This is a genomic window from Flavobacterium anhuiense (assembly GCF_004151235.1).
Lineage (GTDB): Bacteria > Bacteroidota > Bacteroidia > Flavobacteriales > Flavobacteriaceae > Flavobacterium > Flavobacterium anhuiense_A.
In genome coordinates, this window is the sequence record NZ_JUIV01000002.1 from 593066 (window position 1) to 618964 (window position 25899).

At 34.2% G+C, this 25899-nt stretch carries 18 protein-coding genes; 10 read left to right on the top strand and 8 right to left on the bottom strand.

Features of this window, described 5'->3' with window-relative positions:
* Positions 1 to 27: 27 nt before the first annotated feature.
* Positions 28 to 5715, top strand: coding sequence for an alpha-2-macroglobulin family protein (locus NU08_RS05420; RefSeq protein WP_129746196.1), 5688 nt, complete (start codon positions 28 to 30; stop codon positions 5713 to 5715).
* A 252-nt stretch (positions 5716 to 5967) separates the two neighbouring features.
* Positions 5968 to 8343 carry a penicillin-binding protein 1C gene (gene pbpC, locus NU08_RS05425; RefSeq protein WP_129746197.1) on the top strand — a complete coding sequence of 792 codons (2376 nt, stop codon included), beginning with the start codon at positions 5968 to 5970 and terminating at the stop codon, positions 8341 to 8343.
* Between the two features lie 2 nt (positions 8344 to 8345).
* On the opposite strand, the gene NU08_RS05430 is transcribed toward pbpC, so the two are convergent.
* The 3 genes from NU08_RS05430 to NU08_RS05440 form a co-directional block, all read right to left on the bottom strand.
* Complete coding sequence (locus NU08_RS05430; protein ID WP_242502483.1) at positions 8346 to 8849, bottom strand: hypothetical protein; 504 nt, start codon at positions 8847 to 8849, stop codon at positions 8346 to 8348.
* Positions 8850 to 8955: 106 nt separating this feature from the next.
* Complete coding sequence (locus tag NU08_RS05435) at positions 8956 to 10500, bottom strand: ribonuclease E/G (protein WP_129746198.1); 1545 nt, start codon at positions 10498 to 10500, stop codon at positions 8956 to 8958.
* 382 nt (positions 10501 to 10882) lie between these two features.
* The gene (locus NU08_RS05440) at positions 10883 to 11173 is read right to left on the bottom strand and encodes an HU family DNA-binding protein (protein ID WP_007805026.1); all 291 of its coding nucleotides are present in this window, start codon (positions 11171 to 11173) and stop codon (positions 10883 to 10885) included.
* Between the two features lie 140 nt (positions 11174 to 11313).
* On the opposite strand from NU08_RS05440, the gene mutY reads away from it, so the two are divergent.
* The 4 genes from mutY to gldD are packed head-to-tail and all read left to right on the top strand — an operon-like array spanning position 11314 to position 14722.
* Entirely contained in the window at positions 11314 to 12360 is a 1047-nt protein-coding gene (gene mutY, locus NU08_RS05445; protein ID WP_129746199.1) for an A/G-specific adenine glycosylase, read from the top strand.
* A gap of 36 nt (positions 12361 to 12396) precedes the next feature.
* The gene (locus tag NU08_RS05450; protein ID WP_129746221.1) at positions 12397 to 12837 is read left to right on the top strand and encodes a single-stranded DNA-binding protein; all 441 of its coding nucleotides are present in this window, start codon (positions 12397 to 12399) and stop codon (positions 12835 to 12837) included.
* 27 nt (positions 12838 to 12864) lie between these two features.
* Positions 12865 to 14169, top strand: coding sequence for a gliding motility-associated protein GldE (locus NU08_RS05455; RefSeq protein WP_129746200.1), 1305 nt, complete (start codon positions 12865 to 12867; stop codon positions 14167 to 14169).
* Complete coding sequence (gene gldD, locus NU08_RS05460; protein WP_066032864.1) at positions 14162 to 14722, top strand: gliding motility lipoprotein GldD; 561 nt, start codon at positions 14162 to 14164, stop codon at positions 14720 to 14722. Before NU08_RS05455 ends, gldD begins: the two co-directional genes overlap by 8 nt.
* 296 nt (positions 14723 to 15018) lie before the next feature.
* On the opposite strand, the gene NU08_RS05465 is transcribed toward gldD, so the two are convergent.
* Positions 15019 to 15396: a heavy-metal-associated domain-containing protein gene (locus NU08_RS05465; RefSeq protein ID WP_129746201.1), complete on the bottom strand. Its 378-nt coding sequence runs from the start codon at positions 15394 to 15396 to the stop codon at positions 15019 to 15021.
* A 101-nt stretch (positions 15397 to 15497) separates the two neighbouring features.
* Between NU08_RS05465 and NU08_RS05470 the strand changes: the two genes are divergently transcribed.
* Positions 15498 to 16364 (top strand): DMT family transporter, encoded by an 867-nt coding sequence (locus NU08_RS05470; RefSeq protein ID WP_129746202.1) that lies wholly within the window; start codon positions 15498 to 15500, stop codon positions 16362 to 16364.
* 179 nt (positions 16365 to 16543) lie between these two features.
* On the opposite strand, the gene NU08_RS05475 is transcribed toward NU08_RS05470, so the two are convergent.
* Together NU08_RS05475 and NU08_RS05480 are read right to left on the bottom strand one after the other, a co-directional pair.
* On the bottom strand, positions 16544 to 18592 hold the full coding sequence (locus tag NU08_RS05475; protein WP_207214057.1) for a M16 family metallopeptidase: 2049 nt from the start codon (positions 18590 to 18592) through the stop codon (positions 16544 to 16546).
* 12 nt (positions 18593 to 18604) lie between these two features.
* Positions 18605 to 19927, bottom strand: a complete 1323-nt coding sequence (locus NU08_RS05480) for a M16 family metallopeptidase (RefSeq protein ID WP_129746203.1) — start codon at positions 19925 to 19927, stop codon at positions 18605 to 18607.
* A gap of 273 nt (positions 19928 to 20200) precedes the next feature.
* Here NU08_RS05480 and rplU point away from each other — a divergent pair, with 273 nt between their 5' ends.
* The 3 genes from rplU to NU08_RS05495 all read left to right on the top strand — a co-directional run bounded on the left by rplU (position 20201) and on the right by NU08_RS05495 (position 22364).
* Positions 20201 to 20644, top strand: a complete 444-nt coding sequence (gene rplU / locus NU08_RS05485; RefSeq protein ID WP_008466656.1) for a 50S ribosomal protein L21 — start codon at positions 20201 to 20203, stop codon at positions 20642 to 20644.
* Positions 20645 to 20668: 24 nt separating this feature from the next.
* Positions 20669 to 20929: a 50S ribosomal protein L27 gene (gene rpmA, locus NU08_RS05490; RefSeq protein WP_008466657.1), complete on the top strand. Its 261-nt coding sequence runs from the start codon at positions 20669 to 20671 to the stop codon at positions 20927 to 20929.
* 139 nt (positions 20930 to 21068) lie between these two features.
* A complete protein-coding gene (locus tag NU08_RS05495; protein WP_242502484.1) occupies positions 21069 to 22364 on the top strand; it encodes a hypothetical protein in 1296 nt (431 codons plus the stop codon).
* Positions 22365 to 22463: 99 nt separating this feature from the next.
* On the opposite strand, the gene NU08_RS05500 is transcribed toward NU08_RS05495, so the two are convergent.
* Together NU08_RS05500 and NU08_RS05505 are read right to left on the bottom strand one after the other, a co-directional pair.
* Positions 22464 to 25223, bottom strand: coding sequence for an AsmA-like C-terminal region-containing protein (locus NU08_RS05500; protein ID WP_129746204.1), 2760 nt, complete (start codon positions 25221 to 25223; stop codon positions 22464 to 22466).
* Positions 25224 to 25274: 51 nt separating this feature from the next.
* On the bottom strand, positions 25275 to 25856 hold the full coding sequence (locus tag NU08_RS05505) for a tRNA-(ms[2]io[6]A)-hydroxylase (protein ID WP_129746205.1): 582 nt from the start codon (positions 25854 to 25856) through the stop codon (positions 25275 to 25277).
* Positions 25857 to 25899: the final 43 nt, after the last annotated feature.

The following is a 25899-nucleotide window of genomic DNA, read 5'->3' on the forward strand; positions in this document are numbered from 1 at the left end:
TTATTAACCGATTAACTCTAAATAAAAGTGAAAGCAAAAGGACTATTTCTCGTATTTTTTGTGTTTTTTATTTTTCAATCTTGCGGCAGAAAATCAGCTGCCGATTTCAATTCCGATTTTTCATTATTCAAAGATTACATTACCAGTTTTACTGGCGGTATAGTTTCTGCGGATTCTGATATTCGTGTGGTTTTGGCATTTAATAAAAATGATTGGAAACCCAATCAAGAATTAGACGATGATTTGTTTGATATTTCGCCTAATGTTCACGGAAAAGTTATAGCACTTTCAACAAATACTTTAGCTTTTATTCCAGAGAAAAAATTAGAAGCAGGAACAGAATATCAAGTTACTTTAAACTTAGATAAACTAACCGCCATTCCGAAAGAAAAAGAAAAGGAACTTTCTAAATTTAACTTTACAGTTAAAACGGTTAAACAGGATTTTACCATAAATACGGCTGATATTCAATCATACAGTAAAGAATACCAATATTTGAACTGCACCCTTAAAACAGCAGATAATATTGATCTTGAAACGGCTATAAAATTAGTTCAAGCCAAACAAAAAGGAAATGATCTTAAAATAAAGTTTGATAAAGTTCCTGCTTCAGGCAAGGAATTTCATTTTATAATTGACAGCATTCAACGTTTTTCTGAAGCTTCCAATCTTGAAATTATTTATGATGGAAATGATTTTGATATTGACCAGAAAGGACAAATTGATTTTCCAATTACGAGCATCAATGAATTTAAAGTTATAAAAGTTGAAGTTCCAGACGGAAACAATCAGCAGGTTTTAATTAATTTCTCTGAACCATTAGAAAAAGGTCAGGATTTTGCTGGATTGGTTTCGATTCAAAATACCAACAACCTGAAATTTTCTACACAAGGAAATTTACTTAAAGTATATTTTACGAACCAAAATGCTCCTAAAAAAGATGAACCTGTAGCAGTAGTTTCAGAAGAGCCAGTAGCCGTCACTATAGATTCGGCAGCCGTTGTGGTTGATTCAGCCGCAGTTGCAGTAGATTCAGCTGCCGCGGTTATAGAAGAAGCCGTTGAATATGTTCCAGACGAAGAACCAGAACAAGTTGTGACTGGTGAATTATTGTTGGAAGTTTTTCAAGGAATAGAAAGCCAGTATGGTAAGAAACTAGAAAATAATTATAGTGAAAAAATTTCTTTTGATCAGATAAAACCAAACGTTCGTTTTATTAAAAATGGAACAATTCTGCCAAGTTCAAATAATTTAAAACTGAATTTCGAAGCCGTAAATCTTAGTGCTGTGGATGTAAAAGTCTATAAGATTTACAAAAACAATATTCTGCAATTTCTTCAATACAACGAATTAAACGGTGGACAAAATCTTAAAAAAGTAGCGCAGCCAATTGCCAAAACGACACTGAATTTAAGAGAAAGTACACTCGTAAATCTGGCAAAATGGAATACGTATGCGTTAGATTTATCTAAAATTATCAAGCCAGAACCTGGAGCGATTTATAGAGTTGAATTTGTTTATAAAAAGAAATACTCGCTTTATAAATGCGAAACATCAGATAATAGCGAAGATGAAGCTGAGGAAGAAGAAGTTGATGAAAACGATGTCAATTACAGCGGAAACTCTTACGACGATTATTACTATTATGGTGATTACGACTGGAGAGAGAGTCAGGATCCTTGCACAGGTTCTTACTATTATAATGCAAGAATCGCAACCAATATTTTAGCTTCAGATTTAGGAGTTATTGCTAAAAGAGGAGAAAATAAATCGTATTTATTTGCTGTAAATAATATAGTTACAACAGAACCGGTTTCTAATGCAAGAGTTGATTTGTATAACTTCCAACAGCAAAAAATTGCAACAGAAGCAACAAGCAGCGAAGGTATTGCATCTTTCCAATTGGATAAATTCGCTTATTTTGCGATTGTTACTTTAGGAGATCAGTCGACTTATGTGAAACTTGATGATGGACTTTCGTTATCGGTAAGTAATTTTGATGTTGCGGGTGAGACTTTACAAAAAGGCCTAAAAGGATTTATTTATGGAGAAAGAGGTGTTTGGCGTCCAGGAGATATTTTGTATTTATCATTTATTTTGAATGATGCTGCAAATAAACTTCCGAAATCGCATCCAATCAAATTCAGATTAAACGATCCGAATGGTAAAACAGTTTATCAAACTGTTCAAAAAACAAATGATTTAAATCATTATGCCTTTATAGTGCCAACAAATCAGGATGCGCCAACAGGAAACTGGGAAGCGATGGTGAGCGTTGGTGGAGCTAAATTCTATAAGAGCATTAAGATTGAAACGATTAAACCAAATCGTTTAAAAATCAAAAATACCTTTAGCAGAAAAACACTTTCGGCTTCTTATCCAAACACGGATAATCTTGAAGTAACGTGGCTTCACGGCGCAATTGCCAAGAATTTGAATGTAGAAATGCAGGCTAAATTCTCCCAGCAGGCAACCACTTTTAAAGGTTATGAAAAATATACTTTTGATGATTTGGCACGACAATTCAGTACAGAAGAAATCAATGTTTTCTCTGGAAAATTAAACGAAAACGGAAAAGCATCTGTGAACATTCAGCCAAGATTGCAAGGTCAGGCGCCGGGAATGTTGCGCGCTTCATTCATTACAAAAGTGTATGAAGAAGGAGGAGATTTTAGTACAGATGTGATGTCGACGACTTATTCTCCGTACAAGACGTATGTTGGACTTAAAACGCCAGAACTGAACAAGTACAGCATGCTTGAAACAAGAACAAATAATCGTTTTGATGTGGTAACGGTGGATGAAAACGGAAGACCAAAATCAGTTCGTAATCTCGAAGTAAGAGTTTATAAAGTAGATTGGAGATGGTGGTGGGATTCTTCGAGCGATAATTTATCAAATTATAATTCTTCGAATGCAACGACTTCATACAAAACATTTGTAATCAATACAGATTCAAGCGGAAAAGGAAGTTTCCAGTTTGCTTTAACGGATGAGGAATGGGGACGATATTTAATTCGTGTTGAAGATGGTGAAACCGGACATGCAACTTCGTTAACGGTAAATATCGATTGGCCAATCTGGTCTGGGAAAACACGCAACAGAGACGCTTCTACGGCGAATATGTTAGTTTTTTCTACCGACAAAAAGAATTATGCGGTTGGAGAAAAAGCACAGATTTCTTTCCCTTCAAGTGAAGGAGGTCGCGCTTTAATTTCGATAGAAAATGGATCAAGAGTAGTGCAGACTATTTGGGCTGAGACTAAAAAAGGGGAAACTAAAGTTGAGGTTCCAATTACGGGAGCAATGGCGCCAAACGTATATTTTAATATCACATTATTACAGCCTCACGCTTCTACTAAAAACGATTCGCCAATTCGTATGTACGGAATTGTGCCAATTGAAGTTGTAGATAAAAATACCATTTTGGCACCAACACTTAATATGCCAGATGTATTAAGACCAGAACAGCCATTTACAGTAAAAGTAGGGGAGAAATCAGGTAAAGAAATGACGTATACAATTGCTGTTGTAGATGAAGGTCTTTTGGATTTAACTCGTTTTAAAACACCAAATGCTTGGGATAGTTTCTATGTTCGCGAAGCTTTGGGAGTAAAAACCTGGGACGTTTACGATGATGTAATTGGTGCTTATGGAGGAAAAATAAACCAGATTTTCAGTATTGGTGGTGATCAGGATTTAGGAGGCGGAAAAGCTAAAAAAGCAAACCGTTTTAAACCTGTTGTATTGTATTACGGACCATTTAAATTAGGAAAAGGAGAAACAAAATCACATGATTTAAAACTCCCAAAATATATTGGTTCAGTTCGAACAATGGTTGTGGCGGGAGATGCCAATACAAGTGCTTACGGAAGCGTTGAAAAAGCAACTCAGGTTAAGAGCCCGTTGATGGTTTTGGCTTCATTGCCAAGAAAAATTTCACCATCAGAAAAAGTGACATTGCCTGTGACGGTTTTTGCAACTGAAAATAAGATTAAAAACGTCACAATTCAGGTAAAAACAAGCAACGGATTGAAAGTAGCAGGAAGTGCAGTTCAGAAACTCAATTTTGCACAGCCTGATGAAAAAATGGCGTATTTTAATTTAGTTGTCGGTTCTGCGACTGGAATAGCAAAAGTTCAAGTTGTAGCGACTTCAGGAAGTGAGAAATCGGTTTATGATGTTGAAATCGACATGACAAATCCGAATCCAGTTACAAGTACATTTACCGATGTTGTTTTAACACCAAATAGCACTAAAACAATTTCATGGAAAACTTTCGGAATTGCAGGAAGTAACAAAGCAAGATTGGAAGTTTCGTCAATGCCATCAATGAATCTGAATGGAAGATTACAATTCTTAATTCAATATCCGCATGGCTGTGTAGAGCAGACGACTTCATCTGTTTTTCCACAGTTGTATTTGGGAGATGTGGCTGATATTGATGCTAAACGCAAAGATTTAATTCAAAAAAATATTGCGGCTGGAATTGCAAGATTGGGTAATTTCCAGTTGTCAAATGGCGGAATGCCTTACTGGCAAGGAAATGCAATTGCAGACGATTGGGGGACTTCATACGCTGGACATTTCTTGATTGAAGCAGAGAAAAAAGGATATGTATTGCCGATTAATTTCAAATCAAAATGGTTAGGTTATCAGCAGAAAGAAGCAAAACAATGGCGATTTGAACCGAAATACGGAAATGACTTAGCGCAAGCATATCGTTTATACACGTTGGCTTTAGCAGGAAATGCCGACTTATCGTCAATGAATAGACTTCGAGAGACAAAAGGAATTTCAAACGAAAGTATGCTTCGTTTGGCTGCAGCTTATGTTTTAGCAGGCCAAAAATCAGCCGGACAAAGTTTATTTTTAAGAACTAGTATTGATGGAAGTTCAGATGAATATAGCTATTACTATTATGGTTCAAGCGAAAGAAATAGAGCAATGGCTCTGGAAACTATGCTTCTTTTAGATCAAAAGCAAAAAGCATTTGTTACAGCAACAAAATTAGCTAAAGAAATGTCGGCTAACCAATGGATGAGTACGCAGACAACGGCTTACTGTCTATATGCAATGTCCAAATTTGCCGTGAGCAATGGTCCAAAAGGAATCAATGTTCAGTTTAGTAAAAACGGAAAAGGAGAAACTATAAACACAGGTAAATCGGTTGCAGATCGCAGTTTGTCTGTTGCTTCTGGCACAAATAGTATTACTTTGAAAAACAATAAAGCTAATACGGTTTATGTGCGTGTATTGAATACAGGAATATTGCCAATCGGACAAGAAAATGCGGTTCAAAACGATGTTACAGCTTCTATTGTTTTCAAAAATAGAAAAGGAAGCGTGATCAATGTTTCAAGAATTAATCAAGGAACAGAGTTTATTGCTGAGGTTACGATTAAAAACCAAAGAGGAGAAAGTGTTCAAAACGTAGCGTTATCACAAATTCTGCCTTCTGGATTCGAAATTGTAAATACTCGTTTCACAGATTATGGAGATGCTGTAAATAATATTGCAGATTATATCGACATTCGTGACGATAGAACGAATTTCTATTTCGGAATGAAAGCGAGAGAAACCAAAGTTTTCACAATCCTACTAAACGCATCGTATTTAGGAAATTATTATTTACCTGGATTGCAATGCGAAGCGATGTATGATAATACGTTCTTAGCGAGAACAAAAGGATTCTGGGTTGAGGTGGTGAAGTAAAGTTGTTAGCCACGAATTCACGAATTAATTTGTCATAATTTAAATTCGTGAATTTGTGGCGAATACAAAAATCTTTTTAATCCGCGTAATCTGTGGCAAAAAAAAACTTTGTGAGCTTTGAAAAAAAGTCTCCCACAGATTTTGCAGATTAAGCAGATAAAATAAATCTGCTTGATCTGCCGAATCTGCGAGAGAAAAACTTTGCGAACTTTGCGTAAATCTTTGCGCCTTTGCGGTAAAAAAAAATAAGTATTGAAAAATAAGTTAAAAGCGTTTTTCCAGCGCGTTATAAACTGGATAAAAAAAAACAAAATAAAATCAGCAATTGCATTTCTGCTCTTGCTGATTTACTATTTTTCGATACCGCGAACTTTATTTAAAGAACCCTATTCAACAGTTATTGAAAGCAAAGAAGGAGAACTTTTAGGAGCTAAAATTGCTCGTGACGGACAATGGCGTTTTCCTGCGCAAGACAGCGTACCTGATAAGTTCAAGAAATGCATTGTGTATTTTGAAGATGAATATTTCTACAAACATCCTGGTTTCAATCCTGGTGCGATGATCAATGCTTTTAAACAAAATAGAAAAGCAGGAAAAGTAGTCAGAGGAGGAAGTACGCTGACGCAACAAGTAATCAGACTTTCCCGAAAAGGAAAAAACAGAACCTATTTCGAAAAAATAATAGAAATTATTCTCGCTACAAGATTAGAACTAGGTTATTCTAAAAATGAAATTCTTGAAATGTATGCAGCGCATGCGCCATTTGGAGGGAATGTTGTTGGATTAGAAATGGCTTCATGGCGTTACTTTGGCGTACAATCCAATCAATTATCTTGGGCGGAAAATGCAGTTTTAGCTGTTTTGCCCAATGCGCCTAGCTTGATTTATCCAGGAAAAAATCAAATAAAATTACTAAATAAACGAAACAGACTTTTATTAAAACTACATCAGGAAGGCATAATCGACAAGCAGACGTATGAACTTTCGATAGAAGAACCTTTGCCTCAAAAACCGTATGATCTTCCTCAAATTGCGCCTCATTTATTGCAAAGAGTGGCGAAAAATGAAGAAGGAACAAGAGTAAAAACTACAATTGATTATGCTTTGCAAAATCGTGTTAATCAAATTGCTAGATATTATTACAATCAGTATAAACAGAACGAAGTGCATAATCTGGCTATTTTGGTTATTGATGTTCAGAATAGAAATGTAATAAGCTATGTAGGGAATTCTCCAACAGATAAAGATCATCAAAAAGATGTTGACATTATTGATGCACCGCGAAGTACAGGAAGTATTTTAAAACCGCTTTTGTATGGCGCAATGCTTGATGACGGCGAATTATTGCCTAATACTTTAGTTGCCGATATTCCAACGCAGATTTCAGGATATACACCTCAGAATTTTAATCTAACTTTTGACGGAGCTGTTCCAGCGCATCGTGCATTGTCACGTTCGTTAAATATTCCCGCAGTTTTAATGCTTCAGGAATTTACTGTCAATAAATTTTACGAAGAACTGCAAAAGTTTAAATTGAAAAATATCAATAAAACACCCGATCATTATGGTTTGTCACTTATTTTGGGTGGTGCAGAAAGCAATTTATGGGATTTATGCCGAACGTATGCCAATCTTTCGTCTACTGTTAATTATTACACTAAAAATAAAAGTAAATATCGAACAAACGAATTTACAGAACTCAACTATAAAAACGATTTTAAGCCCGATTTTGGATCAGAAACCGATCAAAAGAACATTCTGGGCGCAGGATCAATTTGGTTGACGTACAACGCAATGGAAGAGGTCAATAGGCCTGAAGGAGACGAAGCTTGGAAGTTTTACGACAGTTCGCTGAAAATTGCATGGAAAACAGGAACAAGTTTTGGAAATCGTGATGCTTGGGCAATAGGAACCAATTCGCGATATGTGGTTGGAATTTGGGTTGGAAATGCAACAGGAGAGGGAAGACCAACTTTGACGGGAGTAACCAGTGCAGCGCCAATTCTATTTGATGTTTTTAATTTACTGCCAAGACAAAGATGGTTTGACACGCCTTATAATGATTTGGCCGAAGTTGAGGTTTGCCGATTAAGCGGATATTTAGCAAAAGATAATTGCCCGAAAATCAAACAGTGGGTTACTAAAAAAGGAAAATCGACTAAAGTTTGTCCGTATCACAGAACAATTCATTTAGATAAAACAGAACAATTTCAAGTAAACAGCAGTTGTGAGAGTATCGATAATATTGTAACTAAAAATTGGTTTGTACTGCCTCCTGTTATGGCGTGGTATTACAAAAGCCAGCATATCGAATATTTGCCTTTACCGCCATTCAAAGAAGGATGCGAAGGAACACAAACCACTACAATGGATTTTATTTATCCAAAGGCGAATAGTAAAATCTATTTAACAAAAGATTTCAATAGTAATGTTCAGCCCGTGATTTTAAAAGTGGCTTATTCTGAAAGAGATAAAGAATTGTTTTGGTATGTTGATGATGTTTATAAAGCCACGACAAAAACATTTCATGAACTGCCTATTACGCCAACAACAGGAATACATTACATCACAGTTGTAGATGCTTCTGGAAATGAAATCAGAAGAAAAATTGAAATTGTAAGGGAATAGGTTTATTGTATGATATTAAGTTTGGTGTACGCACCTTTATTTTTGGTAAATCGAAATGAGATTGAAGCAGTAAATCCCTCGTAAGTTGGAATCTTTTCTTTATTGTATGGAAATGAATATCCTAAACCTAAATCTATCATATTAAAAACTGTTAAACCGCCAACTGCGTAAGCATTTTTAGAAGAACTTCCAGCTTTTACAAACAAAAGATATTCTGTATTGTATGATAAATGTACATCTGGAAGGCCATAATAGTTGCCATTATAGCTATTAGTAATTCCGTATCCAGCACCTAAAAAGAGCTTGTTTTTATCTTTGCAATCTAGGCAAAATTCAAGACCGCCTGTAAAAAGACTTTTATCAGCAATTGAATAATTTACATATAAAATTGGCCATTGAGGAATTGTCGATTCAGATTTTGTGTTTTGAGCATTCGTTCTAAAAGAAAATAGTATAAGTGCTAAGCAGTAAATAATTAATCTCCCTGATAATTTATTGAAATCCATATCAAAGTTTTAAATGTTCATTTATATATTTTAAATATATATAATTAGCGGCTATAAAAAAAGCACAAAAAAACCGCCAGTCTTTCGAAAGGCGGTTTTTTGTTTTTTATTCTGTAATAACATTTCCTTTTTTATCGTAGAAATGATATTCTAAGTACGTGTAAGCGTCACGAGGTATGATTTTCACCCATTTCTTATGTTCAAAAAACCATTTTGAACGTAATGATGGAAAACCTTTGCTGAGGTATGCAGCCACAAACGGATGTGTATTAAGCACAACATTTTTGTGGGTTTTTAAAAGTCTTTCTAAATCAGCGGTGATCTTATCAATGATTAAAATTGGAGCTTCAATTTCACCATTATGTTTGTTAGGATCTTCCTCTCTGGTTTTGATATTCACTTCTGGTCTTACTCGCTGTCTTGTAATTTGAACCAAACCAAATTTACTCGGCGGTAATATTTTATGTTTTGCTTTATCGTCGCTCATTTCTTCTCGCAAGAAGTCGAACAAAACTTTCCTGTTTTCTGGATTAGACATATCGATAAAATCAACTACGATTATTCCGCCCATATCACGCAGACGTAATTGTCTGGCAATTTCTGCAGCGGCAATCATATTTACTTCCATGGCTGTGTCTTCTTGGTTGGTCGCTTTATTAGAACGGTTTCCGCTGTTTACGTCAATAACGTGAAGAGCTTCAGTGTGTTCTATGATAAGATAAGCACCTTTGCTCATAGAAACAGTTCGGCCAAATGAAGTTTTGATTTGTCTCTCTATATTGTATTTCTCAAAAATCGGAGTGTCATTTGATTGATAAAACTTGACAATTGATTGTTTTGAAGGTGCAATTTCTTGCAGATATTCCTTCGTTTGATGGTACAACTCTTCATCATCTATTTGAATACCGCTGAAGGTATCATTAAATACATCTCTTAATATTGAAGAAGCTCTATTCAGCTCTCCTAATACTTTTGATGGATGATGAGCAGTTGGTAATTTTTTACACATTGCAGACCATCTGCCAAGCAGGTTCTGCAAATCTTTTTCTAATTCGGCTACGTTTTTGCCTTCGGCTACTGTACGAACAATAACACCAAATCCTTTAGGTTTGATCGATAGAACAAGTTTTTTTAGACGATCCTTTTCTTTTTTGTCTTCTATTTTTTGAGAAATAGAAACACGATCAGAAAAAGGAACTAGAACGATAAATCTTCCGGCAAGAGAAAGCTCAGCACTTATTCTTGGGCCTTTGGTTGATATAGGTTCTTTAACTACTTGAACTAAGACAGATTGATTGGCACTTAAAATATCAGTAATGATGCCATCTTTGTCAATCTCTTTCTCAAACTGAAAGGTTTTTAGGGAGAAATCTTTTAATTTACCTGCGCTTACAAGTTTTATGAATTTCAGCTGAGAAGCTAGATTTGGACCCAAATCGTGATAATGTAAAAAGGCATCTTTTTCGAAACCTACATTTACAAAAGCAGCGTTAAGTCCCGCAACTGGTTTTCTAATTTTGGCAATAAAAATATCACCAACCTGAAAGTTGCTTTTTTCTTCTTCTTTGTGTAATTCAATTAGTTTTCCATCTTTTAATAAGGCAAAATCTACTGCTTCAGAACTAGATCTAATGATTAATTCTTTATTCACACTGTAAATTTTTATCCAGACTTTTAGTTTCAGGTTTTAGGTTCCAAGTTTCAAGTTTTACAACTCATAACTCATAACTCATAACTCATAACTGAATTGTAAGGATGGATTAAACAATATTTTTAACAGGTATTAACCCGGTGGAGTTAGTTGTCAGTTTTCAGTCTCAGTAAGCAGTTTTAAGCTGCTAACTGTAATATGTGACTGAGACTATCAAACTCCAATTTCAATGAACGTTTAAAAAGAAAAAAGTAGTTTAAAACTACTTTTTCTTTTTGTGGCGGTTAGCTCTCGCTCTTTTCTTACGTTTGTGAGTCGCTACCTTATGTCTCTTTCTTTTTTTACCACTTGGCATATTGTGTCAGATTTATGTTAATTAATATTATTTTGCTTCGTTGTTAGTTTTAACTCCTTCTACAAAAACTTTTGCAGGTTTAAACGCAGGAATGTTGTGTGCTGGAATTTTAATAGTAGTGTTTTTAGAAATGTTTCTTCCAGTCTTTTCAGCTCTAGTTTTAACGATAAAACTACCGAAACCTCTTAAGTATACATTGTCTCCAGTTTCTAAAGAAGTCTTAACTTCTTCCATAAAAGTTTCTACTGTTGCTTGAACGTCTCCTTTTTCAAGACCTAGTTTCTCTGAAATCTTCGCTACGATATCTGCTTTCGTCATTTTCTTTCCTATTTTATTTTATAAATGGTGTACTATTTTTTTGAGTTTGCAAATATAGGAATTAAAAAAATAATTAATCAAGCTAATTCGTTAAATTTTAATTACATAAACATTTACTTTTGCAATCTAAGTATTTTGCAATGGATTTTCATAACATATTGATAAAATGGTATTTACAGAACAGACGTGATTTGCCGTGGCGAAAAACGGTCGATCCGTACCAAATTTGGCTCTCAGAAATTATGCTTCAGCAGACGAGAGTTGTGCAAGGAATGCCTTACTTTTTCTCATTTACCAAGGAATTTCCTACTGTAAAAGATTTGGCAGATGCACCAGAAGAGAAGGTTTTGAAACTTTGGCAAGGCTTAGGATATTATTCTCGTGCTCGAAATCTTCATAAAACGGCTCAATATATAAGTAATGATTTAAAGGGAGTTTTTCCTGATTCTTATAAAGAACTTTTAAAACTGAAAGGAGTAGGCGAGTATACTGCAGCGGCAATAGCTTCTTTTTCTTATAATGAACCTGTTCCTGTTGTTGATGGAAATGTATTTAGGGTATTGGCTCGCTATTTTGATATTGAATCTGATATTGCGCTTCCAGCAACTAAAAAAGAGTTTGCCGCTTTGGCACAAGAATTAATGCCAAAAGATAATCCTGCTATCTTCAATCAAGCCATAATGGAGTTTGGCGCATTGCAATGCGTGCCTAAAAGTCCAGATTGCTCTGTTTGTGTTTTTAATGAAAGCTGCGCTGCATTACAAAAAGGAAAAGTAAATATGCTTCCTGTGAAATCTAAAAAGCTAAAAATAACCAATCGTTATTTTAATTATTTGATTTTGGAAGATGTTTTAGGAAATACATTAATTCAGAAAAGAACCCAAAAAGGAATCTGGCATAATTTATACGAATTTCCGTTGTTGGAAACAGAATCTATTGTTGATTTTAATGAGGTTTCCAAAAAAGCAAAAGAAGAAATTTTTCCAGAATATACTATTATAAGTATAGAAGATTACAGTAAATCGACCATTGTACATAAGCTTTCGCACCAGCATCTGCATATACAATTCTGGAAAATCAAAGTGCAAGAGAAAATCGAAAACGGAATAGATTCCCAAAAATTGAAAACTTTTCCTTTTCCTATTGCGATATATAATTTTATAGAAAAGCAAGAAATAAATTGCTAAAAAAATGTATCTTTGGTAGAAATACCACCAAAAACTATGAACGGAACATTAAATAAAGTGATGCTTATTGGCCATTTAGGCGATGATGTAAAGATGCATTATTTTGATGGAGGAAACTGCATCGGACGTTTTCAGCTGGCTACAAATGAAGTGTATATCAATAAAACGACCAATGAAAAGATTACCTCTACAGAATGGCATAATTTGGTTGTGCGTAATAAAGCCGCAGAGATTTGCGAAAAATATCTTTCGAAAGGAGATAAAATTTATGTTGAAGGAAGGATAAAATCTCGTCAGTGGCAGACAGAAGATGGAACCACAAAATATACTACAGAAATTCAAGTGACAGAGTTTACTTTTCTGACTACCAAAAAAGAAACTGCGTATACCAAACAAAACCAGGATGCAGAATCGGCAAAAAACACTAACTTTGATGCTGCTAATGAAGGGCTTCCAATTAATGATTTGCCTTTCTAAAGTGATGTTTAACTAATTTTATGCAATTTGGACCCAGAGCCCAGTTTACTTTTTTCTACCAATCTTGACGCCAATATAATTATTGGTTTCGTTGGAATATTTGTTTTGTTATTTCTTTCAGCAATCGTTTCTGGTGCTGAAGTTGCGCTTTTTTCTTTGTCACAGCAAGATATCGACAATTCTTTAAATGATAATCCTGCAAAAGGAAAAATTATTTCAAATTTATTAGATAAGCCTAAAAAACTTCTAGCAACTTTATTGGTTGCAAATAACTTCTTCAATATCGGAGTAGTGATCCTATTTGCGTATATAGGACAAAATATTTTTGCCAATGTAGGTTCGCCTGCTTTTAAATTTACGCTAGAAGTAATTCTGGTTACTTTCTTAATTTTATTATTTGGCGAAGTGCTTCCTAAGGTTTATGCAAGCAGAAACAGCGTTCGATTTGCCAAGCGCGTTGCTTATCCGCTGGCATTTTTAGATAAAGTGCTTTCACCGATCAGTTTGCCAATGCGTGCCGTAACGATATATTTTCAAAACAAATTAGGTAAGCAAAAAAGTAATTTTTCTGTCAACCAACTTTCTCAGGCATTGGAACTTACAGATTCTGAAGGAACTTCAACAGAAGAACAAAAGATCCTTGAAGGAATTGTTTCTTTCGGAAATACCGATACAAAGCAGGTTATGAGTCCGAGAATTGATATTTTTGCATTGGAAATATCAGAGACATTCGCAGAAATTTATCCTAAGATAATTGAAACAGGATTTTCAAGAATTCCAGTTTATAGAGATAATATCGATCAGATTGAAGGCGTACTTTTCGTAAAAGACTTGCTGCCTCATATTGATAAAGAAGAATTTGATTGGACTTCTTTGATCAGAGAAGCGTTCTTTGTTCCAGAGAATAAAAAACTGGATAATCTGTTGAAGGATTTTCAAAGTTTAAAAAGCCATTTAGCCATTGTGGTTGACGAATATGGCGGAACTTCTGGATTGGTTTCTTTAGAAGATGTTATCGAGGAAATTGTCGGAGATATTAGTGATGAATTTGATGATGAAAATCTGAACTTCTCGCAAATTGATGAAAATAATTTTCTATTTGAAGGAAAAATAAACCTGAAAGATTTCTACAGAATTGTAGATGTTGACGAAGATGTTTTTGAAGCCCACAAAGGCGAAGCCGAAACATTGGCTGGATTTATTCTGGAGATTTTGGGTAATTTCCCTAAAAAGGATCAAAAAGTGCCTTTTGAAAACTGTATTTTCACCGTAGAAACAGTAGACAAAAAGCGTGTAAAACAAATAAAAGTAACGATAAATAAAAATGCTTAATAAAATACTTTCAATAACAGCAATTTTGCTTGCGCTAACGGTTATAAGCTGTAAAAATGATGTTCTGCCTAAACCAGCGAGTTTCCTGCGATTAGATTATCCAGAAGCAAAATATGTGAATTTTGAAAACACTTGTCCATTCACTTTTCAGATGAATGAAGATGCAATTATCAAAGGAGAGAAAGAGTGCGGATTTGCCATTACCTATCCAAAGATGAAAGCGACGATTTATTTGACATATAAGCCAGTAAATGGAAATATTGATAAATTACTGCGCGACGCTCAAAAACTAACGTATGAGCACGTTATTAAAGCCGATGATATTCTAGAACAGCCGTACTTAAATCCACAGAAAAAGGTTTATGGAATGTTTTATCAAGTAGATGGAAATGCAGCGACAAATTCTCAGTTTTACGTTACCGACAGTACGAAACACTTTTTAATTGGTTCGATGTACTTTTATGCAAAACCAAACTTTGATTCGATTATGCCTGCCGCGAGTTATGTCAAAAACGATATGCAGCGTTTGATGGAAACGTTGAAGTGGAAGTAAAAATAGAAAGGATTCGATTTGAATCCTTTTTTTATTTTTAATATTTTAGGGTCTCATTCCGTAGGAATGTTTGGTTGGTAGGAAAAAAAACAACCAGATATTTTACGTTCCGTAGGAACGTTTGATATGCAGAATTGTCAAAAAAAAGTCAAAACCAGACGTTCCTGCGGAACGTAAAAAACTATGATGATATAATTTTCTACCAAGGAAATGTTCTTACGGAACAATGTAAAGTAAAATAAAAATGGCTGTTTCTATTTTTGAAACAGCCATTTTTATTTCGTTGAAGTTCGAATTTAAGACTTAAAATTCGAAACCTTATATGTTTTACCATCTCCAGTTTCTTGAACCACTTTAGTTAAAGATTCTGGATTTTGGATTGTTTTGTCAAAACTTACCGTTGCTGTTTTCTTGTCAAAATCAACTGTTGCTTTTTCAACTCCATCAAGGTTTGCTAATTCTTCTTCGATGGTTTTAGCGCATCCAACAGCACAAGTCATACCGTCAATTGTAAAGCTTGCAGTTTGAAGATTTTCAGCGGCGATTGGTTTGTGTTCTTTTGGGGTACTTTTTTCTTTATTTACGACTTCAAGACTTTTGTCTTCTGCTTTTTTACAGCCAACGAACACTAAACCAGCGATTGCTGCAGCGAATAAGATTTTTGAAATTTTCATTATATATTAAATTTTAGATTGCAATTACTTGTTTGCAAAATTAATAAAAAAAGAGGGGTCAGTTCGTAAAATAATTACAAATTTGCAGTAAAATGCGATTTATGGAAACAAAACAGTTAAAGTGGATTTACTTAGCGATTCTTTCTCTTATTTGGGGAAGCTCTTTTATTCTGATAAAAAAAGGATTGGTTGGTTTAAGTGCTGTTCAAGTAGGATCGTTCCGAATTATTTTTGCTGCTTTGTTTTTGCTGATTGTAGGTTTTAATAGTCTGAAAAAGATTTCGCGTCGCCAATGGAAATTTGTTGCCATAACTTCGCTTTTCGGAACTTTCATGCCAGCGTATCTTTTTGCTATTGCAGAAACTCAGGTAAATAGTTCCATTGTGGCGATTTTGAATTCACTAACGCCTTTAAATACTCTGGTTTTAGGAATTATAGCATTTGGAATTCAATTTCAAAAACGACAAGTTTTGGGCGTTTTTGTTGGACTTCTAGGCTGTCTGCTTTTGGTTCTGAGCGGAGATTCTTCGAGTGGAACTCAAAATTATTTCTATGTTTTACTGGTGGTTATAGCAACGTTGAGTTACGCGATCAACGTCAATCTAATTAAAAAATATCTGCACGATTTAAATTCGGTAAGCATCACAACAGGAAATTTTGCGGTTTTGCTTTTGCCTGCATTAATCATTTTAAGCACAACCGATATTAGCCAGAAAATACATTTTGCAGAAACACAGCATTCTATACTTTTTGTAGCTATTTTAGGAATTTTGGGAACCGGAATTGCCAACATTCTTTTCTTTAAATTGATTCAAATGTCATCACCAGTTTTTGCAACATCAGTAACGTATTTGATTCCGATTGTAGCATTCTTCTGGGGATTGTTAGATAATGAATTTATAACGCCAATTCAGTCTGTTGGTGCTTTTATTATTTTGATCGGAGTTTATTTGTCGGCGAAAAAATAGTTTTTTTTGAGTTGTGAATTATAAGTGGATTGGCTTCGAATCCGCTCAGTCTAAGAAAACTTAATCAATAAAAAAAAAGCTTTGTCAAAGCTTCAAACTTTGACAAAGCTTTAAAGATTCTTATTTTAAACGCTCAGAGAAAACCTCTGTTCCTTTGAGCCTTTGTAACTTTGAACCTTCTATAGAAAATCTTTCTCAGAAACTCCTTCGTTAATCTTGATATCAGACATTTTGATATCCAATTCAAAACCAACATTCTGAACTAGGTTAAAAGGAACTTTAACGCCTTTTACTTCTTTATAATCGTTGAAATTAGTGATTTGTTCAACTGATTTACCAGCTTGTTCACGAACTTTAGATTCGGCAGTTTTTAATCCTGATTTAACGTCGTAATAATATTTTGTTTTGCCGTCTTTAATGACATAGGCATCGCTTCCATTGATTGGCTCGATTCCTTCCACTTTTAGATCGGTTCTTTTTACAAGTTGTAATTCTTCAAAAGGAGCGGCATTAGCTTTCATTTCTGCTAAATCTTCTCCTTCAAGGTTTTTTCTTTGACCTTGTTGTTCAACGTAAGCGCCTTTTTCATTAACCACCTGTTTCATTAAATTCATTGTTCCCATAGAAAGCGAAACGATCATTTTTCCTCTTGAATCTAATTTAGAGATAAAAGTCAATGGAGTAGGAGCTTGCGGAATCGTTGTGGAACCATTCATATATAATGTTTTTACAGATGTAACTGCTTTTTCTCCGCCAATAGCATTAATATAGTTTTCAAAAACTGTTTTTGCGCTAATATCTTTTGGTGCTTGTTTTTTTGTTGAAGGTTTTTCAACTGGATTTCCATATTTGTCGAAATAAGAAATTGGAATCTGTAATTTTTCTAAACCAGGAATAACATCAGTTCCTTTTCCGACAATAACAATTCGCATATTATCCAGTAAAAAGTATTTGTTGGCAACGCGATAAATATCGTCAGCAGTAACGTTATTGATGGTTTGAATGTATTTTTCGTAGAAATCAGCAGGAAGTTTTTCTGTTTCAATGTTTAAAGCATAACGTGCAACAGCCTGTGGTTTTTCAACCTGCATTACAAATCTTCCTATATAACCTGCTTTTACGTTTCTTAAAACTTCTGGATCAACTCTTTCGGTTCTAATTCTTTTAATTTCTTTTACAAACTGAACAACTGCACTGTCTGTAACAGTATTTCTAACGGCCGAAGACGCTTTGAATTTAGTCACATATTTTCCGCTTCCAATGCTTGAATTTGCGCCGTAAGTCCATGCGTGCTGCTCGCGAAGATTCATGTTTAAATAGCTGTTAAAATCGCCTCCTAAAATTTGATTAGCAATAACTGCTGGGAAAAAATCAGGATCGCTCATTCTTAAATTAATAGTATTCACCAATGAAATTTCAGATTGAACTGCATTTGGAACGTCAACAAAATCTATTTGCAAGTTTGAAACATTTGTTGGATTTGGGTAAGTGTTTTTTGGCGCTGCTTGTTTTTTCCATCCGCTGAATAATTTTTCAACAGCTGTTTTTACCTCTTTAAATTTTACATCGCCAATAACGACCAAATAAGCGTTTTCTGGAACAAAATAAGTTTTGTAATTGTTTTGAACATCTGCAAGCGTAACATTTTTAACCGTTTCCTCAGAAAGGTATTCTCCTGCAGGATGATTTTTCCCAAAAGCCAAAACATCGACAACTCTGTTTGAAATGGCAGGAACGCTTTTTTCGTCAGCTTTTAAACCTTCTAAAAGTTTTGCTTTTTCTTTGTCAAATTCTGCCTGAGTGAAATTTGGCTGTAAAGCTCCTTCCGCCAAAAGTTCTAAAACACGTCCAGAATATTTTGATAATGTACTTGCATAAGCACCTTGAGAAGTGAAATTGATGTTAGCTCCGTAAAAATCAATTTCTTCGTTAAAAGCTTCTTTGGTTGTTTTTTTGGTTCCGTTTCCGATTAAACTGCTAGTCAATTCGTCAACCCCTTTTTTGTTGCCTTCAGTAAATGGAGCATTGTCCAAAGTAAGTGTATAGCTCACTCTAGGCAATTTGTGGTTTTCAACAACCAAAACCTTCATGCCGTTTGATAAAACAAAGGTCTGCGGTTTTTTGATGTTGACTACTGGGGCATTTCCTGGTTTGGGTTGTGGACGATCTTGTGCTTGCATAATTCCAGTTAGGAAAATAAGGATTAAAAAAGGATATATTTTTTTCATGATTCGATATTCTTAGTTTTGAGATTTGGCTGTCGGAATATAATCTAAAATCAAACGCTGATTTGGGTTCAAATACTTCTTGGCAACTTCTCTGATTTCTTCTCTTGTAATCGAGTGATAGATGTCAATTTCGGTATTGATTAAATTAACGTCGCCATAAAGTAAATAATACGAAGCAAGATTTTCAGCAATTCCTTCCACGCTTGAATTGGCGTTTACATAATTGTTATCGAATTTGTTCTGTAATTTTTGATAATCTTTTTCAGAAATAAGATCGGTTTGGATTTTTACAATTTCCTCGTCCATTTCCTTTAAAATATCATTAATTGTATATGGAGCCATCGGCAGGCCATAAAGAATGTATGTTCCGTAATCTTCTTGGCTAAATCCAACCGCGCCAATCTGTAATGCCATTTTCTTGTCGTCAACTATTTTTTTGTAAAGTTTAGAGCTTTTTCCATCACTTAAATAAGAAGAAATTAAGTCTAATACTCTAGCGTCTCTAGTTTTCATTGAAGGCGTTCTGTATGAAGCCACAATCATCGGAATCTGAATGTTCGGATCTTCGTAAGTAGCCTTAATGGTTTGTGTAATTGGCTCTTCAGTAAAAGTTTGCTTTTTAACTTCTTCACCTCTTGGAATTGGTCCGAAATATTTCTGAATCCATTCTTTTGTTTTTGTTTTTTCGAAATCTCCGGCAACCACTAAAACGGCATTGTTTGGAGTGTAGAATTTTTTATTAAAAGCCTGAAATTCTTCCAGAGTTGCGGCATCCAAATCTTTCATTGAACCGATAGTCGTCCATCTATAAGGGTGATTTTTGAACATGTTTTTCTTAACCTCTGCCAGAATATTTCCATATGGCTGATTGTCGTAACGCATTCTTTTTTCTTCTTTTACTACTTCATTTTGTGTATCTACGCCGACCTTATTAATAATAGGATGCATTAGTCTCTCAGATTCCATCCATAAACCAAGCTCTAAGCTGTTAGAGGGAAAAACTTCATAATAATACGTTCTATCGTCAGAAGTGTTAGCATTGTTAACTCCACCATTTGCGGTAACGATTTTCATCCATTCTCCGCGTTTTATATTTTGAGTTCCTTCAAATAATAAATGCTCAAAAAAGTGTGCGAAACCTGTTCGATCAGGACGTTCGTCTTTTGATCCAACATGATACATTACCGACGTAATAACAACAGGAGCAGACGGATCATTGTGTAAAATGACATGCAATCCATTGTCTAAATCGTATTCTTCAAAAGCTACTTTTTGGGCATGAGCCACTCCGCCAAGCATTAATGCAGCACTTAACATCATTATTGATTTTTTCATAAAGATTAATAATTTTAAAATATCAACAATAGTAGGTAGACAAGAGTTGATTTTGGTTACACCAAAAATAGTTTTTTTTAGTTATGTATTACAGATTTGTTTTCAAATAAATGCTATTTTAACAATCTTTTACTTTAAATTAATTTTGTTTTCTATGTGGAACTGCTTGAAAAACAAGGTTTTTTTAGTTGAAAATATTTTTGCTTTTATGGGTTGCATAGTAAATTATTAGTTGTATATTTGCAACCTTAAAATTCAATAAATCAATTTGATATGTATGCAATCGTAGAGATAGCAGGGCAACAATTTAAAGTAAGCAAAGATTTAAAGGTTTATGTTCACCGTTTAGCTAACGAAGAAGGTTCAAAAGTTTCTTTTGACAAAGTTCTTTTGTTAGATGACAATGGAAATGTAACTTTAGGCGCCCCAGCTATAGAAGGTGCTTCAGTAGAAGCTAAAGTGTTACAACACTTAAAAGGAGATAAAGTTATCGTTTTCAAAAAGAAAAGAAGAAAAGGATACAAAAAAAGAAATGGTCACAGACAATATCTTACTCAAATTGTAATTGAAGGTATTACTGCAGCAGGAGGAACAAAAAAAGCAGCAGCTAAAAAAGCAGTTGTAGCAGAAGATGCAGCAGCTACTGAAGAAGTAGAAGCAGCTCCAAAAGCAAAAAAAGCAGCTCCAAAAGCAAAAAAAGAGACTACTAAAGAATAATAACAATATTTAAACTCATACGTCATGGCTCACAAGAAAGGTGTCGGTAGTTCGAAGAATGGTAGAGAATCAGAATCAAAACGTCTAGGCGTTAAGATTTATGGTGGTCAAGCTGCTATTGCTGGAAACATCATCGTTAGACAAAGAGGTTCAAAACACAATCCAGGTGAAAACGTTTACATCAGTAAAGATCACACTTTACATGCTAAAGTTGATGGAGTTGTTAAGTTCCAAAAGAAAAGAGATAACAAATCTTATGTATCTATTATTCCATTCGAGGCATAATAATCATAGATTACTTTTATAGAAAACCCGTTCTGAAAAGATCGGGTTTTTTATTTTCAACACATTGCGTTAAGTAAAAAACTTACATTTGTAAAATTGGGGATAATTGGATATCTTCAAACTCTTTAAATGTTATAAGTTGAAAAAAATACTCTTATTTGCCCTTTTGTTCTGCATAAGCACTTATGGTAAAGTTGTATCAGATAGTGTTGCTATTCATTTGAGTGCTTTAAGCAATAAGCAGAAAAATGTTCTGTATGAATTTGAAGTTCTAAAAAAGAATGGTTTCAATACAGATCAGTTTTGGAATGCGCATAAAAATGAACTTCCTAGTTTATCTAATAATCTAAGGGATGAATTAGCAAAAGAGGTTTTCCTAAATTCAGATATTGTCTATACTCCGCAAAAAGATTCTGCTGTGCAATTGTGGATGCAGACGCAATTGCTAACCAATTGGATGTTTTATCTTTCGGCATTTATTGCTATTTGTGCTGTTATTGCTTTGTTTAAAAAATATTGGAGTCTACTAATTCGATTTTTGGTGAATCATTTGGCTCCTATAGTAAGGATTTTGTTTTCACCGGTTTTGCTGACTCTTGAATTGCTTTTAATTGGAGCAGCTTGTGTAATTTATGGCTGTATTGTTGAAGAATCTGTATTGCGAACCGTAATTATACATCTAGGCTTGTTTTTATTATGGAGCCAGTCTACGGCCTTATTTACAAAAGAATATTGGATTAAAAGATATGTTTACGAAATAGAAAATAACTTTTGGGGTAAAGATTCTTGGGAAACCATAAAAACGATATGTTTTCCGGCTTTTATAGTTACAATTGCACTTTTATATGTGCTGTATAAAGTTCCTGCCGATATTTTTTATAATTACGAAGTAGTTTTGTCTGGAATTGCTGCGGTTTATGCTTTGCCTTTCTGGCGTTCCTTAGAAAAATATATTTATCCTGTTTTATTTCCCTTTTATAAAGAAGATGATAGAGACAGAAGCGTTAATTCTCTTGCGGCTTGCACTGTTGTTGCGGTTATTGTCACGATAGTATTGGCACTGCAAGAAAATCTTATTTTTTATAATATTATCTCGGCTCTAATTGGTTTATTGATTTTGTCATTTTTAATTTTATCATTAAAAATGAATCATAAATACAGTTTTAGAAACTATTATTTTATACAATTAGTCACGCTTCTGTTTTTTAGCGCCGTTTTTATGTACGGTTTTTATCTTCACTTAAACGAAGTGATCTGGTTTACAATTATAGGATCAACTTTGTTTATAATACTAAAGTACATGGAAGCTTTTTCTTTTTTCTCAGATTGGAAAAGAGGAAAAGGCTGGGCTTGGAAACTTCTTGGTTTAGCTTTACTATTGTGGCTGATGGGTAAAGGGATTTTGTTTGTTTCAAAGCAAATATTTGCAGTTTAGTTATCTGTAAAAGAAAAGCCTTTGTCAAAGTTTTAAACTTGACAAAGGCTATAAAGATTTTTCGTGTGATTGGAATTTGGAATTTGGAATTTAAAACATTTATTCCTCAGTATCCTTAGTTTCTTCCAAATCTTCTGTTTTCTTACCGACTTTTACTTTCGGATTGTCTTGAGTTCCGGTAACAGTTAATGGAATTCCGAAAATACCAAAAGGAGGAAGGCCTAAACGCATTTTTAAGTTCAGTTTTCCGTCTAAGCTTGTTGTTCCTTCAATTCTTGGTCTAAAGCCAGCGAACTTAAATTTAAAGCGATCTACAGTTATAATATTGTTTTTAACCGTTGTTTTGATATCAACTTTTGAAAGATCTGGATTTTTCATAGACTCAGAATTGGTTTGTTTGCTTACAGCATTGAACATTTTCAATCCTCTTACTTTGACATCTTTTACAGAAAGAGTTCCGCCTCCAACAAGTGAAGGATAAACAGGATCCATGTTTGCATTTAAGCGTCCTTTAAGTTGGTAATCTAGCGAAACAATTCCTTGTGCTTTCTCTGCGGCGCTTGCCATTTTTCTAAAAACTTCAATCTCGTTATACGCTCTTTTTATATCAAAATCGGTGGCTTTGATGGCGTAATCAAAATTAGCCTTTTTAGTTGTAACTGCTTGATAATTGGCGTTCATGGTAACCTTGCATCCAATTAGGTCAAAGCCTGTATTTTGCATGGTCAATTTGCCTTTATTCATGCTTAAGTTTCCAACAGCGTTTTGAAGGTTTAATTTGTCAAAATTTACTTTTTGTGCATTAGCCGTAAAGTTTAAATTCAGATTTGTAGGAATAATAATTACGCCGGTTTGTGTGTTTTCTGTTTTTGTCTCTGTTTTTGGCTTAGCGGTTTCTGTTACAGAAGTTCCTGGAGCGGTTTCCGACATAAATTCGTCAACATTGATGTATCGCGAAGTAACTTTAAAAGAACCTCTTAAAACGCCTGTATTTGTGGTGGCATAATTAATGACATTCTGTAAATATCCATTCATTTTAAAATCTGATTGCCCGTAAGCGGCTAGGAAATTATTGAAAGACATTTTATCCTGATTGATTTTAAAAATTCCTTCTTTGATAATGAATTTCTTTGGAAGATACTCAGATGCAATTCCGATATTTCTTAGTTCGAGCGTTCCTTTATTGCTCAATTTGCTATAATTTCCTTTTTCGGCATCACTTTGTTTTCCTTTTAAGGTTAAATCTGCTTTTACAAAACCATCCAAATCAAGACCTTTTTGCGAGAAAACTTTATAAATTCTGCTAATATCCAATTCTCCTTTTGCTTTTACATCATAACTCAAGTCGTCAAAATTGCTTAAATCAGCCTGTACAAAAACAGGTTTTCCTTCAAAAGTAAATTGAGTTGGGGTTAAGTTTACTTTCAGATCGGCAAATGTCCCTTTTTGGTTTTCTATTTTCGATTTAATCGTAATATCGGTAATCGGATTTGGATAGTATGGCGTTTTTAAATATCCGTTATCCAAATTAAGAACTCCGTTTGTAACAGGAAAACGCTTATTTTTTTGGTCAAATACTCCATTTGCTTTTACATCGCCAGCTAGAGTTCCTTTTAATTCAATATCTGGAATTCCAAGTGCCTTAAGTAGTTTTTCAAGATCAATTTTAGCTTTAAAATCAGCGTTAATATCTGGAGTATTTACGCCTTTAACCAAAAATTTCGATTTTAAATAATCCTGATTAATGTTTAGCGATAAGTTTTTGGCATCAACAATTACCAAATCTGGATTTAGAGATGGAACAGTTGTTTTAACGTCTAAATTTAAGTTTGAAACCGGAAATGCACTTTTGTTATAATTGACAAAACCATCGCTTACTTTAATATCCAAATCTAAATCTGGAGCAATATTTTCAGAAGTAATGTACTTTCCTTTTAAAGTCAAAAGCAGATTTGTATTTCCTTTTAAGTCTGTTTTAGAAAGCCAAGTAATATATTTTGGAGGTAACGCTGTAAAGACATCATAAAGTTTACTGTTATTGGATTTAATAACGAAATCCATATTGTAGCCATCCTTTAAAATGTCGAATTTTCCTTTAAAATCGACCAAAAGCTGATTGATTTTAAGGTTGTTCTGTTGGAAAAAGAAAGAAAGCGAGTTGATGTTTACTTTTGTAATTAAGTCAGCATCGATCTTTTTGTTCATTAAATATGGTTCGTCTTCGTAGACGATATTTAATTTTTCGATGTTGGCTTTAGAATATAAATCAAAAACAGCTTTGTTTAAATCGCCTTTTCCTAAATAGTTAAATCCGTATGCGTCAAAATGCACTTTAGTTGATTTATCATCGTAAACAATTTTACTTTTTAGAATCTCGATTCGTTCTAGTTTTAGCGCTGTATCACTGCTGTCTTTAGCTTTAGAAGCTTGTTCTTGGGATTTATAAATGTTGTAATTTGCTTCTCCATTTGGATTTACTTTTACGTTTATAAAAGAATCCGATAAGTAAATCTGATCAATTTTTACCGATTTGCTAAAAATCAAACTTGCCACATTTATCCCGAAAGAAACTTCTTTTGCTGTAATGAATTTTTCGTTTGTATATGGAGCGGAACCATTTAGACTTAAATCATCTAGCGTTAAAGTAAGGGAAGGGAAATGGTGGAAAAATGACACCGAAACATCAGAATAATTTAGTTCAGCGCTTAATCTTTCGTTAGCCGTTTTCTTAATTTGTTCTTTAATCTGATCCTCAAAAACAATAGGCGTTAAGAATAATAATCCGATAATAACGACGAAAGTTATTCCGAAATACTTCGCAATTTTAAAAACGATTGATCTGGATTTACTTTTCTCCATAGCAAAATGTGATTTTTAAGTGTAAAAGATAGAGTTGAAAAAGAGCGTAATTTATCCGTGAACGGTTTCTTTTTTACCATAATTGGTAATGATAGAACCTTCATATTCAATCCATTCTTTCCAGCGTTTATCAATGTCAATATTGTCTTGATATTTTCTGGCAAATCCTAAAAAAGTAGTGTAATGTCCGGCTTCAGAAATCATAAGATCTCGGTAGAATTTAGCTAATTTTTCGTCTTTTATGTTTTCAGAAAGCACTTTAAAACGTTCGCAGCTTCTAGCTTCAATCATTGCAGAAAACAATAATCTGTCGCAAAGCGCATCTCTTCGGCTTCCATCTTTTTTCATAAACTTAAAAAGTTCATTTACATAATGGTCTTTTCGCTCGCGTCCTAATGTAAGTCCGCGTTCCTTTATAATGTTATGAACCATTTGAAAATGCTCTAGTTCTTCTCTGGCAATTTCAAGCATTTCGGTTACAAGTTCTTCTATTTCAGAATTGTAAGTGACAATGCTAATGGCGTTTGAAGCTGCTTTTTGTTCGCACCAAGCGTGATCCGTTAAAATTTCTTCGATATTAGACTCAACGATATTTACCCAGCGAGGGTCTGTAGCTAATTTTAATCCCAACATAATTTCCGAGCATTTAGATTTTGCAAAATTAGTGTTTTTTTAC

Coding starts and splice junctions, on each gene's coding strand:
- NU08_RS05430 (WP_242502483.1), bottom strand. CDS start 8,849: ATGGATTTCAATAAATTATCAGGGAGATTAATTATTTACTGCTTAGCA.
- NU08_RS05440 (WP_007805026.1), bottom strand. CDS start 11,173: ATGACGAAAGCAGATATCGTAGCGAAGATTTCAGAGAAACTAGGTCTT.
- mutY (WP_129746199.1), top strand. CDS start 11,314: ATGGATTTTCATAACATATTGATAAAATGGTATTTACAGAACAGACGT.
- NU08_RS05450 (WP_129746221.1), top strand. CDS start 12,397: ATGAACGGAACATTAAATAAAGTGATGCTTATTGGCCATTTAGGCGAT.
- gldD (WP_066032864.1), top strand. CDS start 14,162: ATGCTTAATAAAATACTTTCAATAACAGCAATTTTGCTTGCGCTAACG.
- NU08_RS05465 (WP_129746201.1), bottom strand. CDS start 15,396: ATGAAAATTTCAAAAATCTTATTCGCTGCAGCAATCGCTGGTTTAGTG.
- NU08_RS05470 (WP_129746202.1), top strand. CDS start 15,498: ATGGAAACAAAACAGTTAAAGTGGATTTACTTAGCGATTCTTTCTCTT.
- NU08_RS05475 (WP_207214057.1), bottom strand. CDS start 18,592: ATGAAAAAAATATATCCTTTTTTAATCCTTATTTTCCTAACTGGAATT.
- NU08_RS05480 (WP_129746203.1), bottom strand. CDS start 19,927: ATGAAAAAATCAATAATGATGTTAAGTGCTGCATTAATGCTTGGCGGA.
- rplU (WP_008466656.1), top strand. CDS start 20,201: ATGTATGCAATCGTAGAGATAGCAGGGCAACAATTTAAAGTAAGCAAA.
- rpmA (WP_008466657.1), top strand. CDS start 20,669: ATGGCTCACAAGAAAGGTGTCGGTAGTTCGAAGAATGGTAGAGAATCA.
- NU08_RS05500 (WP_129746204.1), bottom strand. CDS start 25,223: ATGGAGAAAAGTAAATCCAGATCAATCGTTTTTAAAATTGCGAAGTAT.
- NU08_RS05505 (WP_129746205.1), bottom strand. CDS start 25,856: ATGTTGGGATTAAAATTAGCTACAGACCCTCGCTGGGTAAATATCGTT.